Source organism: Heterorhizobium halophytocola (genome assembly GCF_017873095.1).
In the GTDB taxonomy this organism is placed as follows: Bacteria; Pseudomonadota; Alphaproteobacteria; order Rhizobiales; family Rhizobiaceae; genus Allorhizobium; species Allorhizobium halophytocola.
Genome location: NZ_JAGGJU010000003.1, coordinates 123596 through 139825 on the forward strand (window position 1 = coordinate 123596; position 16230 = coordinate 139825).

Genomic DNA, 16230 nt, shown 5'->3' on the forward strand with positions numbered 1-16230 from the left:
TCCGGTTGCTGTCGGCAAGGGAGATTGCGCGTGACGACATCGCGTCTTGAGGCATTCAGCGATGGGGTGATCGCCATCATCATCACGCTTCTGGTGCTGGAGATCCATCTGCCGGAGGCGGGCGAAGCGCTCGACTGGGGGCTGGTGATCGGCCTTCTGCCGCAGGTGGCGATCTTTGCGCTGTCCTTCGTCATCATCGGCACCTACTGGGCCGCGCACCACATCTTCTTTTCCTTTGCCACCCGCGCCGACCGCTGGCTGATCTGGCTCAATCTGGCGCTGCTGTTTGCCATCGCGCTGATCCCGCTGGCGACGGGACTGCTGGCCGGCCACCCGCGCGACCCGGTGGCCGTCGATCTCTATGCCATCGTGCTGTCGCTTGCCAATTGCGCGGGAACGGCGGTCTTTCTTTACGTTACCCGCCGGACGGGCCGGGAAGGCGGGGCCATGGCGGCAGGACATCGCGCCGGGATCGCCGCCGTCCACATGGCGCCGGTGCTGGTCTATGCGGTGGCCGCCGTGATCGCGCCGGTCTCACCGCCGGCAACGCTCGTTCTGTTTGCCGCGGTGCCCGCCTTCTTCATCTTCGGCCATCCCTTGCTGTCGCCGATGATCGAGCGGGCCCGCGGCTGAGGCTTAGCGACTGCCGAAGCGTTGCCGGGCGAATTCGGTCACCGGCGAAAACAGCGACACGATCGTGCCTTCCGGATCGCGAAACTGCACGGCCCGATTGCCCCAGGGCATGTCTTTGGGTGCGTGCACCAGTTCTGCCCTGTCCTTCAGTCTCTCATAGTCGGCGTCGACGTCCTCGACGATGAATTCGAGGATGGCGCTGCGATTGGCGGCGGGCTCGGCGCTGCCGGGCTGGAACAGCGCCACCGTCTCGGCGCTGCCGATCGCAAGGGTGCCGGCCGGGGTGACGATCTCGGCAAATTGCGGGGCGAGCCAGTCGGCGGTGGCGCCGGTGACCATTTCATAGAAGCCGACAACGGCCTTGATATCGGCGGCGACAAGCCGGGTGGAGGCAAATTTCATGGCGGTTATCCTCGTGCGAATGGGGCCTGCGCGGCCCGGGCAGCGCCTTGATAGGGCAGGGGTGCTGTCGAAAACTGTCAGCAGCCCACGACAAAACCCCGGCCGGGCCAGAGACCCTCCGGTGGATGCTGCCATTTCTGTTGTCTCCCTTGCGCGAGACGGACGGGGCGCCTTCGGCTGCCGCGTAAATTTAGTTTAAGATGACACCCGCAGGCGCCCCGTTCGGTGTTCTTGTGCCGGTGCTGTGCGATCCCTCTGCGCGGATCCGGTGCCTTTTCCAGGGACGGTGCTCATCGGGGCGCTACCCCCTTGGGACGTGTCAGGTCCGGCACCGCGAAAGCCGGGAAACCCCGACAGTCACCGGTCATGTCATGTGTGCCCCACAGGCACGCCCCGCCTGCAGTCAGGCGAGAGGGAGATCCGTCAACACGCGGCCCCTGGCATCGCGGTCCACGTCATCGACCACGCCCCCAGGGCACCGGCCCCGCCTCGCCGGCGACGTTCACCGGTGTATCCGAGGGCGGGACGGGTTGAGTGTGGCACGGGGTCGGAGGGTGGGGAAAATGGGGGCAAGTTTTTTGTGGAGGCTGGGTTGGTGGGGCGCGGTTGATGCGAGGCTTGGGGGACAGGTTTAGGCGGCGTGCGGGGAGGAGGAAAGTGTGGCGGGCGGTGAGACCGCCGGCAAATGCGCCAGAGACAGCCCACCGGCTAACGCTCGGTTTTTGCGGGATTACCAGCGTTAAACGCCATCGCTTGCGCTGACAGCGAACGAGCGCGGCATGGCTCTTTTCCAGGCTTGCCGTGAGACGATCCGGGCAGCGAGCGGAGGGCGAGGAAAAATCGCTGCCACCGAGATTTTTCGGTTTTGATTTTCCCCGTCGTCGGCGCCTGTGGCATGGCCCCGCGGCTGGCGCGACATAACCCTCCCCCTTGTGGGGAGCGACTGTCTTGGCAGTCAAGCGTTTTGCCATGGTTTTTGGTCCCGGATGATGGCGTTGAGGATAGTGAGCAGTTTGCGCATCGTGGCGACCACGGCGACGATCTTCGGTTTGCCGGCTGCGACGAGGCGGTCGCGAAAGGCTTTGAGCACGGGGTTGTGACGGGTGGCGACGAGGGCGGCCATGAATAGCGCCGCGCGCACCTTGCCCCGGCCGCCACCAATGAAGCTTTTGCCTTTCCACGTCCCCGATTGTCGGGTCCAGGGGGCGAGTCCCGCCAGCGAGGCGATCTGCCTCCGGTCGAGCCTGCCCAGTTCCGGCATTTCGGCCAGAAGGGTACGGGCGGTGGCAGGGCCCACCCCCGGCACCGATGTCAGCAGTTGCTCGCGCACCCGCCACAGCGGCGACTTGCGGATATGCTCGTCAAGATCGGTGTCGAGACTTTCTAACTCGCGCTTGAGGGCTTTCAGCAACCGCGCGATGCTTTTCTGGGCCTCTTTCGCCACAATCAGACGCGCCCGGTTTTCCTCGGCCACGATCATCTGGACGATCTGCCGACGACGGGCCACAAGTGCCGACAAAGCTTGGGTTTCTGCGTCCTTGAGCGGTCGGAGATCAGGCTTCGTCGTGAGTGCGAAGGCGGCGATCACCGCCGCATCGATCAGATCTGTCTTGGCGCGACGGCCGATCGCATTGGCATAGGAACGGACCTGAGCCGGATTGACCACAATGACGGCAAAGCCAGCCGCAGACAGCGCCGCCGCCGCCAGCATCTCGAACCCGCCGGTGGCTTCCAAAGCAACGGCAACCGCACCGATCGACTGCAATCGCGCGCTCAGATCTTCGATGCCCACATGCGTATTGGCAACCGCGAACGTCAAACCGGATGGCGCCACGGCGACATCCAGACGATCTTTGGACACATCGATCCCAACAACGATATCCATCTTATCCCATCCTTGCCTAAACGGACTTTGCCTGCGCAAGCGGCCCTGGCGACTGTTCGGGTTCGATGGAACGGCGCACGGAGACCCTTGCTCCCCAACGGGCTTGGTGTCCCAAAGGGCTGTCGGTCTCCCATCCGCCACCGCATTCGGAATTACATCCCCAAATGCGGCTCTTGGGAAGTTACAAGGGTCGGAGCGCAGCGATGGGGAGGGGTTTCGGGTTCGGCGGGCGCAGCGCGACGAGATGTCGGGAGGGTGTCGCAGCAAAGACCCCGCCCCAACCCTTCCCACAAGGGGGAGGGAGCGCGTTGGCGGATGGGGCTGGCCGTTGCGGGCGTCCGCGGAGGCACCGCGGGAGAGTGGAGTTGCGGCTGTGGTGTGGCGATGCTATCGCGGGTGCCGCAGGGGCTCGGAGGGCAGGATTGCACGGGGGCGGGCGGGGGCGATGTCCAGGCGATGCGTCACGACGGTGGGGGAAGGGCAGGTCACCCTCGCGCTCGACAGGGCCGGACCGCGTGCTATTTCTACCCGATGCATGACAGCCTGCAGATTTTCACCGACGGATCGTTCGACGCCGCCTCCGCAAGCGGGAGCTGGGCCTTCGTCGTCATGGAGGGCGAGCGGCAGGTTTTCAGCGACAGCGGTGTCGACAAGGGCGCGTCGAACAATGCCTTCGAGGTGCTGGCGGCCGCGAAGGCCATGGGCTGGATCGGGGGCGCGGCAAAGGACCGTCCGGTCACGCTCTGGACCGATTCCCGGCATGTGCTGGAAGGCTGCCATCACTGGCGGGCGATCTGGCGCAACAATGGCTGGAAGCGGATCACCGCGAACCCGCGTCTGCGGCGTCGCGCCATCCCGGATGCGGCGCTCTGGCAGCAGCTCGACAGCCTGCTGGAAAGCAACCGCCACGTCGTGGTCAAACTCTGCAAGGGGCATGCAGGTCTTGCCGGCAATGAGCAGGCCGATGCCCTGGCGCGCGATGCTTACCGCGCGGCCGCCCGGTTGCCGCGCTCTTGAGGTACAGCAAACGGGCGGGCTGCGGCGGGGTGCGGAAGGCGCCGAGAGGCGGAGCGACAGGGTCCCAATGAAAAAAATCCAGGCACCGGGATGCCTGGATTTTTTTTGTCGGTGGTCGACCGGATCGCCCCGGTCGACACTCTGTTTCAATGCGCAGGATCAGCTGCAGCCGCTCGTGGCGCCGCAGGTGTTGCACTTCTCGCAGGTGCCGTTGCGCACCATGGTGAAGTTCTGGCATTCCGAGCACATGTTGCCGGTATAGCCCTGGGCGATCGACTGCTGGCGGCGGGCGGCTTCGACCTTCTTGGCGTCGGTCTTGGCGCTTTCGGCGTCAGCGGCGGCGGCATCGCTGAACAGGCCGTTGACCTGTTCTGCCACTTCGTCGGCGATCTCGTGGGCGAATTCGGCGGCGCGTTCCTCATAATCCCGCTTGAACGAGACGATTTCGGACGGGGCGGCGGCGACGGCCGGCTCCAGCTTGCGCACGGCCGAGCCGGAGCCGATCGGGGTGACGGTCGCCAGACCCTTGGGGCCGGCGGGGGCCGCACCGCGCGGTTCGCCGGAGGCCGAGCCGCCGGAGACCAGCGTCGGACGATAGCCGCGCGTCAGACCCTTGGAGAAGGCGTCCGCCTTGCCTTCCTTGATCCCCTTGCCGAGCGCCGTCGATCCGAAATCGGAGGTGTCGACATGGGCCAGGTCGTGGCGCGACAGGTAGGACACGGCCAGTTCGCGGAACACGTAGTCGAGGATCGACGTGGCGTTCTTGATCGCGTCATTGCCCTGGACCATGCCGGCCGGCTCGAACTTGGTGAAGGTGAAGGCGTCGACATATTCCTCGAGCGGCACGCCATACTGCAGGCCGAGCGAGACGGAGATGGCGAAGTTGTTGATGAAGGCGCGAAGGGCGGACCCCTCCTTGTTCATGTCGAGGAAGATCTCCCCGAGACGGCCGTCATCATATTCACCGGTGCGCAGGAAGATGGTGTGGCCACCGATCTTCGCCTTCTGGGTATAGCCCTTGCGGCGGTTCGGCAGCTTTTCCTGGCTGCGCACGACGCGCTCGATGATCCGCTCGACGATCTTTTCGGTGACGGTGACGGCCTGGGCGGCGGCCGGCTGGGCGACCAGTTCCTCCAGCGCATCCTCGTTGTCGTCATCCTCGACCAGCGAGGCATTGAGCGGCTGGCTGAGCTTGGAGCCGTCGCGGTAGAGCGCATTGGCCTTCAGTGCGAGCTTCCAGGAGAGCATATAGGCGGCGCCGCAATCCTCGACGGTCGCGTCGTTGGCCATGTTGATCGTCTTGGAGATCGCGCCGGAGATGAACGGCTGGGCAGCCGCCATCATGCGGATATGGCTTTCGACCGAGAGATAGCGCTTGCCGATCTTGCCGCAGGGATTGGCGCAATCGAAGACGGCCAGGTGCTCGTCCTTGAGGAAGGGCGCGCCTTCGAGCGTCATCGCACCGCAGACATGGATGTTGGCGGCCTCGATCTCCTTCCTGGAGAAGCCGAGATGGTCGAGCAGGCTGAAGGAGATGTCGGCCAGCTGCTCGTCGGAGACCTTCAGCTCGTTCTTCAGGAAGTCGGCGCCGAGCGTCCACTGGTTGAAGATGAACTTGATGTCGAAGGCCGCCTTGGTGGCGCCGTTCAGCGCCGCGATCTTCTCGTCGGTGAAGCCCTTGGCCTTCAGCGAGCCGGGGTTGATGCCGGGCGCCTGGTTCAGGTTGCCGTGGCCGACGGCATAGGCCTCGATCTCGGCGATCTGGCTTTCCGAATAGCCGAGCGTGCGAAGCGCCTCCGGCACCGCGCCGTTGATGATCTTGAAATAGCCGCCGCCGGCGAGCTTCTTGAACTTGACCAGCGCGAAGTCGGGCTCGATGCCGGTGGTGTCGCAGTCCATGACGAGACCGATCGTGCCGGTCGGCGCGATGACCGAGACCTGGGCATTGCGGTAGCCGTGCTTCTCGCCGAGTTCCAGCGCCTTGTCCCAGGCCGCCGTCGCATGGGCGATCAGGTCGGCGTCCGAGCACTCGGAGTGGACCAGCGCCACCGGATCGACCGACAGGCCTTCATAGCCGGCGCTCTCGCCATGGGCGGCGCGGCGATGGTTGCGGATCACCCGCAGCATGTTGTCGCGGTTCGGCGCATAGCCCGGGAAGGGGCCGAGCTCACCGGCCATTTCGGCCGAGGTCGCATAGGCCACACCGGTCATGATCGCGGTCAGCGCGCCGCAGATCGCACGGCCCTCGGCCGAATCGTAGGGGATGCCCGAGGACATCAGCAGGCCGCCGATATTGGCATAGCCGAGGCCGAGCGTGCGGTACTGGTAGGAGAGTTCGGCAATCTGGCGCGACGGGAACTGGGCCATCGTCACCGACACTTCGAGAACCACGGTCCACAGGCGAACGGCATGCTCGTAATCGGCAATGTCGATCTTCTTGGTGTCGGCATCCTTGAACTGCAGCAGGTTCAGCGAGGCGAGGTTGCAGGCCGTGTCGTCGAGGAACATGTATTCCGAGCACGGGTTCGAGGCGCGGATCGGGCCAGCGGCCGGGCAGGTGTGCCAGTCGTTCATCGTCGTGTTGAAGTGGATGCCCGGATCGGCCGATGCCCATGCGGCATAGGAGATCTGTTCCCACAGCTCGCGCGCCTTCAGCGTCTTCATCACCTTGCCGTCCTTGCGGGCGGTCAGGTCCCAGGTGCCGTCGGATTCGACGGCGCGCAGGAAGTTATCTTTCAGCGAGACGGAGTTGTTGGAGTTCTGGCCCGACACGGTGAGATAGGCTTCCGAATCCCAGTCCGTGTCATAGGTCTTGAATTCCATGTCCTTGTAGCCCTGCTGGGCGAACTGGATCACGCGCTTGATGTAGTTTTCCGGAACCTGGCTGTTCTTGGCGGCCTTGATCTCGCGCTTCAGCGCCGGGTTCTGGTTGGGGTCGAAGCAGGCGTCGTTGTCGGCCTCGCAGTTGACGCAGGCCTTCATGATCGCCTTCAGGTGACGGGCAACCAGCTTGGAGCCGGTAACCAGCGCTGCGACCTTCTGCTCTTCCTTGACCTTCCAGTTGATGTATTCCTCGATATCCGGATGGTCGATGTCGACGACGACCATCTTGGCCGCACGGCGGGTGGTGCCGCCCGACTTGATGGCGCCGGCTGCGCGGTCGCCGATCTTCAGGAAGGACATCAGGCCCGACGAACGGCCGCCGCCCGACAGGCGTTCGCCTTCGCCGCGCAGGTAGGAGAAGTTGGAGCCGGTGCCGGAGCCGTATTTGAACAGGCGCGCTTCCCGCACCCAGAGATCCATGATGCCGCCCTCGTTGACGAGGTCGTCCTCGACCGACTGGATGAAGCAGGCATGCGGCTGCGGATGCTCGTAGGACGACTTCGACTTGGTGAGCTTGCCGGTGAAGGGGTCGACGTAGAAATGGCCCTGGCCGGGACCGTCGATGCCATAGGCCCAGTGCAGGCCGGTGTTGAACCACTGCGGGCTATTGGGCGCGACGCGCTGGGTGGCGAGCATGTAGGCAAGCTCGTCCTTGAAGGCGGCCGCGTCTTCTTCCGTTGTGAAATACTTGGCCTTCCAGCCCCAGTAGGCCCAGGTGCCGGCGAGCCGGTCGAAGACCTGGCGGGCATCGGTTTCCGAACCGTAGCGCTCATCCTCGGGGAGAGCCGCCAGCGCCTTCTCGTCGGCGACCGAGCGCCAGAGGAAGGAAGGAACGTCGTTTTCCTCGACCTTCTTCAGGATCTTCGGCACGCCGGCCTTGCGGAAATACTTCTGCGCCAGAACGTCGGTCGCCACCTGGGAGAACTGCGAGGGCACATCGATATCGGCCAGGCGGAACACGATCGAGCCGTCGGGGTTCTTGATCTCGCTGACCGCCTTGCGGAAATCGATCTCCGCATAGGCCGACTGGGCAGGCTTGGTGAAACGACGTTCTATGCGCATCCGCTCGGTGTCCCTTGAATTCTGTCGCGCCCCGCAAAATGAGCGCAAGATTGTCCCGCCCGGCTGCCCGGTAAGGTGCAGCCGACTAAATGTCCCATCCGCATGTGGTGCCGGATGACTCGGTGGAGTTGTCGGCACCTGTATCTTGTGGTGATGGTCGCTGCAAACACTAAATATAGTATTAACAGCTTATTACCGCCAGTGTTTTCATTGGCATTGACGGTCAAAAATCGCACACAGGAAACCGGTCGAAAAATCTGCCGTCATGACAGGGATTTCCGTGGATAAACAAGCGATTTGTCGAGAGCGAACCGGCCTCGTTACTGTCCGGTCCAGTCGCCGCCGCAACCTGACCCCCATTAAGTTGGAACCGACTGATTCCGTCAAGGGGTGGTTTATGACCAAATTATTAATACCATATCTTGTGGCTGTCGCGTTGTGGAAAACGGGGAAAGGCAAGACTGCGGCAAATATGTATCAGGATGGGGCGCCGACGCCCGGGCGCAGTGCGGCAAACCGAGGATCGGCACGGCATCCAGGCCGGCGGAGGATCGCGCACGGCTGCCGCGCGCTGTCCGGCCCTGCCGTCCCGGCGTCCGATTTCGGCCCCTTTGCGGACAATTGAGGCGCCGCCGGCGCGAATGGGCGAAATTATCAGGGGTGAAATCTTGTCCGTGCGCAAGACGGCCGGGCTGGCGGGTGTTGACACGCCGATGATTGCGGTCCTTGGCCCGGCGACGGCCGCGGCACTTGCCGGCGGGCAGCGGCGCGGGACGGTGACCGTATATAAGCCGTACACGTTCTATGTCGGAACCCCGGGGTGTTCACCGCCTTTCACCTGATGCAGGCCTTGTGTTGCACTGCGCAACAAAACGGGTCGGACGGGACTGTCCGGTCTCGTTAAAGACCTCAGCTTTTGCCGCTAAATATTGGTAAACCATGGGTGTGCGACGCAGCATGCGGCTTAATCACTCGTCAATCTATGAGACATAATGTTTGGGTCTATTCGGTGCCGGAATGATACCGGTCCGCCTCGTTATTTTCTGGGCAGCGCCATCAGGGCGGCTGTGCCTGCGGAACATTTCCCAATGAGCTTCAGCAATTTTTCCATTCTCAAGAAGGTGAGTTCGCTTGTCGTGCTGATGGGCATCGCTTCTGCCGTGATCGCGGTGGTGGGCGCCCATGGGCTTTACTCCCTCGGCAGCTCTTTGAAGAACACCGGCGCCCGCGAGGAAGTCGCGCGGGAAGCCATGGATCTTCGCATCGACATCATCGCCATCAGCCGGATGACCTATCAGCTGGCCTTCGCGCCGGAGAACGCCGCGGATTTCGCCAAGGAAACCGAGCGCCGTTCGGCCGAAATGCTCGGTCGCCTGCCGAAGATCGCCTCGACCGCCGATGCGACGGAGCAGAAGCAGCTGGAAAACATCCGCGCCTCGCTGGGTGACTATTTCAACACGATCCGCGCCATGGTGAAGACCGCGGCAACCGATGCCGGCAAGGACCAGGCCGTGATGAAGGCCGAGCTTGCCAAGGCGCTGGACGGCCAGAAGGCCGTGACCATCGCGGTCAAGGAATACTCGACCTATTCCGGCGACGAACTGGCCGGCGCCCGCGCCGAAGCCCTGCAACGCTCCAACACCACGCAGATGCTGCTGGTCGTCACGGCGATCTTCTGCATCCTGGCCGGTGTTGTCCTGAGCTATGTCATGGCCCGCCGCGGCATCGTCAATCCGATCCACAGCCTGACCGACCTGATGCGCAAGATGGCCGGCGGCGACATGCATATCGACATCGCCGGCACCGAACGCAAGGACGAGATCGGCGAGATGGCCCGCGCGCTGGAAGTCTTCCGCGCCAATGCCGCCCAGATGCAGGAAATGGAAGCCCAGGAAGCGGCCCTCCATGCCCAGAGCCGCGATCTGCAGAGCTCGATCAGCGGTATCGTCGCGGCGGCTGCCGCCGGCGACTTCTCGCAGCGCATCGGCAAGGCCTATGACGACGAAGACCTGCAGCGCTTTGCCGCCAGCGTCAACGAACTGGTGTCCGGTGTCGATCACGGTGTGACGGAAATCCGCCGCGTCATCGGCGCGCTGGCCAAGGCCGACCTCAGCCAGGACATGCGCGGCGAGTTCCAGGGTGCCTTCGCCGAACTCCAGGTCAACGTCAACAATGCCATGGTGACCCTGCGTCGCACGATGCAGAGCATCCGCCAGGCATCGACGACGATCACCGACAATTCGGGCGAACTGAGCTCGGCTGCAGGCCAGCTCGCACGCCGCACCGAACAGCAGGCAGCCTCCCTCGAGGAAACCGCCGCAGCGCTGGAAGAGATCACCACCACGGTGCGCACCTCCACCGACCGGGCCCGCGAAGCCAGCGACATGGTGCGCGAGACCAAGGACAGCGCCGGCAAGTCGGGCGAGATCGTCCGCAACGCGATCGACGCCATGGGCCGGATCGAGCAGTCATCGCAGAAGATCAGCCAGATCATCTCGGTGATCGACGAGATCGCCTTCCAGACCAACCTGCTGGCGCTCAACGCCGGCGTGGAAGCCGCCCGTGCCGGTGAAGCCGGTCGTGGCTTCGCGGTCGTCGCCCAGGAAGTGCGCGAACTGGCCCAGCGCTCGGCCAATGCGGCCAAGGAGATCAAGTCGCTGATCAACACCTCGGCCGGTGAGGTCAAGGGCGGTGTGTCGCTGGTGCTCTCGACCGGTCAGGCCCTGACCGAGATCGAGGATCTGGTCAACCGCGTCAACGACCACGTCTCCTCGATCGCCAAGGCCGCGCATGAGCAGTCGGCAGCGCTCGGCGAGATCAATGCCTCGGTCAACCACATGGACCAGATGACCCAGCAGAACGCCGCCATGGTGGAAGAGACGACGGCCGCAAGCCAGGTGCTCGCCAACGAGAGCCGCCAGCTGCAGGCGCAGATCGATCACTTCCGGCTGGAGGGCACGGCAACCGCCGCCCCGCATCGCCGGGCCGCCTGAGCCCCCCGGATCGCAGGACAAACAAGAAAAGCGCCGGAGCGATCCGGCGCTTTTTTCATGGATACGCAGACGGCTGTTGACGGTGTTTTCCGGACCGGCAGGCGCTGGTCTCAGCCGCGGGTGCCCTTGGCGATCGGCTCCTGATAGCTGAAACCCATGTCCCAGGGGAAATAGATCCAGGTATCCTGGCTGACCTCGGTGACGAAGGTATCGATCAGCGGCACGCCCTTGGGCTTGGCATAGACGCAGGCGAAATGCGCCTTGGGCAGCATGTCGCGGACTTCCTTGGCGGTCTTGCCGGTGTCGGTCAGGTCGTCGATCACAAGCACGCCTTCGCCGCCGTTTTCCTTCAGGTTTTCAGCCACGCCCTTCAACAGGTTCATGTCGCCCTGGCTGACATAGTCATGATAGGAGGCGATGCAGACCGTCTCGATCAGGCGGATATTCAGCTCGCGCGAGATGATTGCCGCCGGCACCAGACCGCCGCGGGTGATGCAGACGATCGCCTTGAACTCCTGATTGAGGCCGGCGAGCCGCCAGGACAGCGCGCGCGCGTCGCGGTGAAACTGATCCCAGGAGACGGGGAAGGCTTTTTCGGGCAGGCTCATGGTCGGGCTCCGCTGCTGCATCCCTGGGGATGGCCGATAGGGGGTCGAAACGGGCGCGGCGCCCGTTCTTGAAGATCGGCTATTAGCGGCAAATGCCGGGATTTTTCAAGTCCCGGCATGTCTTGGCGGATTGCGGACCGATCAGGTCCGGCCAGAGGCGATCAGCGCCGGGCCGGCCGGGCGGGTTTAGCGCGACAGCAGGGTCAGGGCCGTCATCGAATCGAGCAGTGTGTGGGTGACGCCGCCAAACAGCGTCTCCCACCAGCGCTTGTGGCCGAAGGCGCCCATCACCAGAAGATCGATGGAACTGTCGGAAAGCCGGTTCTCGATCACGGTTGCGGCCGGAACGCCGTCGGCCTCCTGGGTGACGACGGTGATGTGGACGCCGTGGCGGGCAAGCGTGGCCGCGATCTCGGCGCCGGCCGTCTCTGCCGACTGGGTCTGGTTGTCGGGCGGATTGACGCTGAAGATCTCGACCGCGTCGGCCTTCTTGAGCAGCGGCAGGGCGTCGAAGGTGGCGCGTGCCGCCTCGCGCGAACCGTTCCAGGCGACCATGGCCCGCTTGATCGGCTTCGGCTCGGTCAGGATATAGGGCACCAGCAGGACGGGACGGCCGCTTTCGAACAGAAAGCCGTCGAGGTCGGCGCGGCTGTCGGCCAGCGACGAATCGGTCTGGGCGGCGATGATCAGGTCGGCGCAGCGCGCACTGTCCTGCAAGGCGCCGGAACCGTAGCCGGCAGAGGTCAGGAAGCTGCGCCAGTCATGCGAGGTGCCGTTGGCGACGCAGCGATTGCGGAAGATCTGCTCGATCTTGCGCGTCTCGTCATGCGCCATGTCCTGCATCGCCTGGACGGTGGTGGGGTCGGGCATTTCCATCGGCGCCGACAGCGGGATCATCGCCATGGCTTCCGAATGCACGCCGATCAGATGGGCGTCGAAAGTGGCGGCGAAGCTGATCGCGATCTCGGTGATCTGCGCGGCACTCTTCGGGTCGTCGAGAACCGCGAGTATGGTCTTGTAGGACATGGGGCTACTCCCTGGGTAAGTTCGTTGCGTCTGCCTGCCATTGCTAACGCCGGGCCGGACCGCCGCCTTGATATCGATCAAGTTCGGCGCCGGACGGATGCCGTCTCAGACCCGTTCGCCGACGCCTTCGCTGCTGCGCGACAGCGTCTCGATCATCGCCTTGATATCGGCTTCCGCTGCGTCGATGGCCGCGACATCGCGGCCGCGCACGACGATCTCGGTGAAGAAGCGATCGCCCTTGAACTGCGGATAGGAGCCGATCGAGGTGTTGTCGTGCGCCTTCTGGATCGCGCCGAGCGGGGTGCCGATATCGCCTTCGCCGAAGGGGCAGGGGATGGAACGGGCAATCACCTGCGCACCGGCCGGCAGCGTGGCGACGACATTGTCGAGCATGGCGACGAACACCTGCGGCACGCCGGCCATGACGAAGACGTTTTCGACGACGAAGCCGGGCGCGGTGGAGACCGGGTTGTCGATATGACGCGCGCCTTGCGGCATGCGGGCCATGCGCTTGCGCGCCTCGGTGAATTCCATGCCCCGGCGGGCATACATCTCGGAGAGAAGCGTCATCGCGGCCGGGTCGTGGATGCAGTCGACACCGAAGGCCTTCGACATCGAATCGGCGGTGATGTCGTCATGTGTCGGGCCGATGCCGCCGGAGGTGAAGACATAGTCATAGCGGTTGCGCAGCGTGTTCACCGCCTCGATGATGGCGACCTCGTCATCGGCCACGATCCGGACTTCGCGCAGGTCGATGCCGGCGATCTGCAGCACGTCGGCCAGATGGCCGATATTCTTGTCCTTGGTCCGGCCGGAAAGCAATTCGTCGCCGATGGCCAGCATGGCGGCGGTCCTGATCGTGTCATCGTTCATCATCGATATCCTTGAAAGTCATCGCCTCAATATAGGGCAAAGCCGCGGACGAAAAAGTGGAGATCGCGGTCGCCGGTGATCGACGGGGATCGGCCGTCCTGGCCGAGGCCGCAACCGGCGCAAGACGATGTTCGGGACGGGTACGGGCACCCGTCAAGCGCCGACCGGCGAGCTGGCCGGCCACGGTTGCGAACAGTCCGTCTTCGGTCGGGGGGCTTCCCCTTTCGCCAGCAGCTTCTAATTTCATCGCAACACAACCGTCCCGAAATTCGACAACAGAACGGAGCATTCCATGAGCAAGGTACTGGTTCTCTACTATTCGGCCTATGGCCATATCGAAGCGATGGCCAATGCCGTGGCCGAAGGCGCCCGCTCGGCCGGCGCCGAGGTGACCGTCAAGCGCGTGCCCGAACTGGTCTCGGACGAGGTCGCCAAGGCATCGCATTACAAGATGGACCAGGCAGCCCCGATCGCCAGCCCGGCGGAACTCGACCAGTATGACGCGATCATCGTCGGCGCCGGCACCCGCTATGGCACGGTCGCCTCGCAGATGCGCAATTTCTGGGACCAGACCGGTGCCCTCTGGGCGACCGGCAAGCTGGTCGGCAAGGTAGGCTCGATGTTTACCTCGACCGCGACCCAGCACGGCGGCCAGGAAACCACGATCATGGGCTTCATCCCGACCTTCCTGCATCACGGCATGGCGGTTGTCGGTCTGCCTTACGCCTTCCAGGGCCAGATGGGTGTCGAGGAAGTCAAGGGCGGCTCGCCCTATGGTGCCTCGACGATCACCGACGGTGACGGCTCGCGCATGCCCTCCGAGATCGAACTCGAAGCGGCGAAATACCAGGGCGCCCATGTGGCCAAGCTCTCCGCCAAGCTGGCCGGCTGACAGTCTCCGACGCCAAAGTTTTGACGGGGTCCCTTGCGGGGCCCCGTTTTGCGTTGGGCCGCGTTGGCTAAAATGCCCGCTATAATCGCAGGAATGCAGTCATCTCTTTGCATTAGTGTCTTAGCCATTGCGTTCGGGCGAGGACATGGATCGATGAAGAAGACTGCGGAATCTCGCATTCACCCGCGTGAGCCCGTGATGAAGGGAGTGCGGGTCACACCGCGCGACGGCGCGCTCAACGTGACCGGCCTGACGCGCAACCTGTCCGTCGGCGGTGCCCGCATCACCATGGAAACCACGCTCGGCGTGCCGGACCACTTCACCATCAGACTGGACGACGGCAAGACCATCGAATGCGACGTGCGCTGGCGCAGCCTGACCGAGGTCGGCGTCGAATTTCGCCCGGTCGAGGACGCCTGAACGGGCCGAGGTCGACGGAGGCCTGCCGGCTGGCGGGAAATATGTCTACCCCATGATGATGAGTGCCATGCGGCACCAATCCGCTTTTCGGGAACGATTGATCGGGCTAAGTGTTAGAAGCCCGTCAATTAACCAATTCGAAAGAGCGATATCATGAGCATATTCAGCAAGATCAAGAATGCCATCTTCGGCCAGGCGGAAGCCGCTCCGGCTTCGACGCCTGCCGCGGAGCCTGCGGCCGCGCCGGTCGAGACGGCATCGGCGCCGTCGCCCGCCGATGCGCCGGCCAGCACCTCCGCACCGTCCAGCCCCGCAGCGTCCGGCGGCAAGCCTGTCGACATCGCGCCGATCCTCGACGAGGCCGTGCGCAAGAACGGGCAGAAGCTCGACTGGCGCCATTCGATCGTCGACATGATGAAGGCGCTGGGCATGGATGCCAGCCTTTCGGAGCGCAAGGAACTGGCCGCCGAACTCGGCTATACCGGCGATACCGGCGACAGCGCCACGATGAACATGTGGCTGCACAAGGCGCTGATGAAGAAGCTGTCGGAAAACGGCGGCAAGGTGCCGGCCGAACTGCTCGACTGAAACCAGCAGTCGGCGCAAGCCATCCGTTGCAGACAAGACCATGCGGGGCCGATCGGCCCCGTTTTCGTCTCGAGACGGGCAGGGCCGGACGGCGGGCCCGCGCGCCGGACGCGACCGCCGCGTCCCCGTCTTTTGCCACCGGCGCCCCGTTGCGGCCCTTGACGTTGCCGGCCAACTATCGGAAACAGGCAGCGATGCGGACGTGGCGAAACTGGTAGACGCAAGAGACTTAAAATCTCTCGGCCTATGGCTGTGCGGGTTCGATCCCCGCCGTCCGCACCAAGGCGGCTTTGCCGCTGTTGCGGAAGACTTTCGCTTCAGGGCGCCTTCAGCGTGAACGGCTGCTGCACGACGGCCGTGCTGCCGGTCGTGGTGTCCTTCAGCGTGTAGCGCAGCGTGTATTCGCCCGGGCTGGCGCCGCTGAGGTCGAGGGTCAGGTGGGTGTAGAGTTCCTGGTTGCGCACCCGGCCGGTAAAGGTGAAATTGCCGAAACCTTCCTGCAGGGCCAGGCGGTCGCCGCGCGCGTCGAGCACTTCGAGATCGACGGTGAAATGCGACTGGAAACGGCCGTCGTCGAGCGTCTTCCAGGCAAGGCCGATCAGTTCGACATAGGTAATCAGCGGCTCGCCGGCGGTGAACACGGAATTTTCCCGCGGCGTATAGGCGCCGTAGGCCGTCGGCTTTTCCGAGACGAAGGACGCTTCGCCGACGGTAAACGGCAGGGTGGCGGAAAAGTCGCCGAAGGCCTTGCGGATCGTCTCGAAGGCTTCTTTGGCCTTGCCGTCCTGCGCCAGTCTTTCCGCCTCGGTTGCCGCATCGGCCAGCCGCCCGGCAAGGGCCGGCTGGAGGGCGAATGTGGACAGCAGCAGGGCGGTGGCGAGGACGCGGCCGAGCGCCTTCCCGATGATATGCGTGGATGTGTTCAAGACGGTCTCCCCCGGTCTTTTC

13 protein-coding genes and 1 tRNA gene are annotated in these 16230 nt (G+C 64.1%); 7 read left to right on the top strand and 7 right to left on the bottom strand.

Going from position 1 to position 16230, the window contains the following annotated elements:
- The first annotated feature begins 30 nt into the window (after positions 1-30).
- The gene (locus J2Z17_RS06110; protein WP_209943179.1) at positions 31-633 is read left to right on the top strand and encodes a TMEM175 family protein; all 603 of its coding nucleotides are present in this window, start codon (positions 31-33) and stop codon (positions 631-633) included.
- Positions 634-636: 3 nt separating this feature from the next.
- Here the strand turns inward: J2Z17_RS06110 and J2Z17_RS06115 are convergent, their stop codons facing one another.
- Both J2Z17_RS06115 and J2Z17_RS06120 read right to left on the bottom strand, forming a co-directional pair.
- On the bottom strand, positions 637-1035 hold the full coding sequence (locus tag J2Z17_RS06115) for a VOC family protein (RefSeq protein ID WP_209943181.1): 399 nt from the start codon (positions 1033-1035) through the stop codon (positions 637-639).
- Between the two features lie 955 nt (positions 1036-1990).
- Entirely contained in the window at positions 1991-2920 is a 930-nt protein-coding gene (locus tag J2Z17_RS06120; RefSeq protein WP_209943183.1) for an IS110 family RNA-guided transposase, read from the bottom strand.
- A 531-nt stretch (positions 2921-3451) separates the two neighbouring features.
- On the opposite strand from J2Z17_RS06120, the gene J2Z17_RS06125 reads away from it, so the two are divergent.
- Positions 3452-3937 (top strand): RNase H family protein, encoded by a 486-nt coding sequence (locus J2Z17_RS06125; RefSeq protein WP_209943185.1) that lies wholly within the window; start codon positions 3452-3454, stop codon positions 3935-3937.
- A gap of 159 nt (positions 3938-4096) precedes the next feature.
- On the opposite strand, the gene J2Z17_RS06130 is transcribed toward J2Z17_RS06125, so the two are convergent.
- A complete protein-coding gene (locus J2Z17_RS06130) occupies positions 4097-7882 on the bottom strand; it encodes a vitamin B12-dependent ribonucleotide reductase (RefSeq protein WP_209943187.1) in 3786 nt (1261 codons plus the stop codon).
- A 1088-nt stretch (positions 7883-8970) separates the two neighbouring features.
- Here J2Z17_RS06130 and J2Z17_RS06135 point away from each other — a divergent pair.
- The gene (locus J2Z17_RS06135) at positions 8971-10875 is read left to right on the top strand and encodes a methyl-accepting chemotaxis protein (protein ID WP_209943189.1); all 1905 of its coding nucleotides are present in this window, start codon (positions 8971-8973) and stop codon (positions 10873-10875) included.
- 110 nt (positions 10876-10985) lie between these two features.
- On the opposite strand, the gene gpt is transcribed toward J2Z17_RS06135, so the two are convergent.
- The 3 genes from gpt to J2Z17_RS06150 form a co-directional block, all read right to left on the bottom strand.
- A complete protein-coding gene (gene gpt, locus J2Z17_RS06140; protein ID WP_209943191.1) occupies positions 10986-11483 on the bottom strand; it encodes a xanthine phosphoribosyltransferase in 498 nt (165 codons plus the stop codon).
- 186 nt (positions 11484-11669) lie between these two features.
- Positions 11670-12509, bottom strand: coding sequence for a universal stress protein (locus J2Z17_RS06145; RefSeq protein ID WP_209943193.1), 840 nt, complete (start codon positions 12507-12509; stop codon positions 11670-11672).
- A 105-nt stretch (positions 12510-12614) separates the two neighbouring features.
- Positions 12615-13382 carry a competence/damage-inducible protein A gene (locus J2Z17_RS06150; RefSeq protein ID WP_209943196.1) on the bottom strand — a complete coding sequence of 256 codons (768 nt, stop codon included), beginning with the start codon at positions 13380-13382 and terminating at the stop codon, positions 12615-12617.
- A 292-nt stretch (positions 13383-13674) separates the two neighbouring features.
- On the opposite strand from J2Z17_RS06150, the gene wrbA reads away from it, so the two are divergent.
- The 4 genes from wrbA (at position 13675) to J2Z17_RS06170 (ending at position 15564) form a co-directional block, all read left to right on the top strand.
- The gene (gene wrbA, locus J2Z17_RS06155; RefSeq protein WP_209943198.1) at positions 13675-14274 is read left to right on the top strand and encodes an NAD(P)H:quinone oxidoreductase; all 600 of its coding nucleotides are present in this window, start codon (positions 13675-13677) and stop codon (positions 14272-14274) included.
- A gap of 153 nt (positions 14275-14427) precedes the next feature.
- A complete protein-coding gene (locus J2Z17_RS06160; RefSeq protein ID WP_209943200.1) occupies positions 14428-14694 on the top strand; it encodes a PilZ domain-containing protein in 267 nt (88 codons plus the stop codon).
- A 153-nt stretch (positions 14695-14847) separates the two neighbouring features.
- Positions 14848-15282, top strand: a complete 435-nt coding sequence (locus J2Z17_RS06165; protein WP_209943202.1) for a DUF3597 domain-containing protein — start codon at positions 14848-14850, stop codon at positions 15280-15282.
- 196 nt (positions 15283-15478) lie between these two features.
- Positions 15479-15564, top strand: a tRNA-Leu gene (locus J2Z17_RS06170).
- Positions 15565-15599: 35 nt separating this feature from the next.
- On the opposite strand, the gene J2Z17_RS06175 is transcribed toward J2Z17_RS06170, so the two are convergent.
- The gene (locus tag J2Z17_RS06175) at positions 15600-16208 is read right to left on the bottom strand and encodes a hypothetical protein (RefSeq protein WP_209943204.1); all 609 of its coding nucleotides are present in this window, start codon (positions 16206-16208) and stop codon (positions 15600-15602) included.
- Positions 16209-16230 lie beyond the last annotated feature (22 nt).

Coding starts and splice junctions, on each gene's coding strand:
- J2Z17_RS06115 (WP_209943181.1), bottom strand. CDS start 1,035: ATGAAATTTGCCTCCACCCGGCTTGTCGCCGCCGATATCAAGGCCGTT.
- J2Z17_RS06120 (WP_209943183.1), bottom strand. CDS start 2,920: ATGGATATCGTTGTTGGGATCGATGTGTCCAAAGATCGTCTGGATGTC.
- J2Z17_RS06125 (WP_209943185.1), top strand. CDS start 3,452: ATGCATGACAGCCTGCAGATTTTCACCGACGGATCGTTCGACGCCGCC.
- J2Z17_RS06130 (WP_209943187.1), bottom strand. CDS start 7,882: ATGCGCATAGAACGTCGTTTCACCAAGCCTGCCCAGTCGGCCTATGCG.
- J2Z17_RS06135 (WP_209943189.1), top strand. CDS start 8,971: ATGAGCTTCAGCAATTTTTCCATTCTCAAGAAGGTGAGTTCGCTTGTC.
- gpt (WP_209943191.1), bottom strand. CDS start 11,483: ATGAGCCTGCCCGAAAAAGCCTTCCCCGTCTCCTGGGATCAGTTTCAC.
- J2Z17_RS06145 (WP_209943193.1), bottom strand. CDS start 12,509: ATGTCCTACAAGACCATACTCGCGGTTCTCGACGACCCGAAGAGTGCC.
- J2Z17_RS06150 (WP_209943196.1), bottom strand. CDS start 13,382: ATGAACGATGACACGATCAGGACCGCCGCCATGCTGGCCATCGGCGAC.
- wrbA (WP_209943198.1), top strand. CDS start 13,675: ATGAGCAAGGTACTGGTTCTCTACTATTCGGCCTATGGCCATATCGAA.
- J2Z17_RS06160 (WP_209943200.1), top strand. CDS start 14,428: ATGAAGAAGACTGCGGAATCTCGCATTCACCCGCGTGAGCCCGTGATG.
- J2Z17_RS06165 (WP_209943202.1), top strand. CDS start 14,848: ATGAGCATATTCAGCAAGATCAAGAATGCCATCTTCGGCCAGGCGGAA.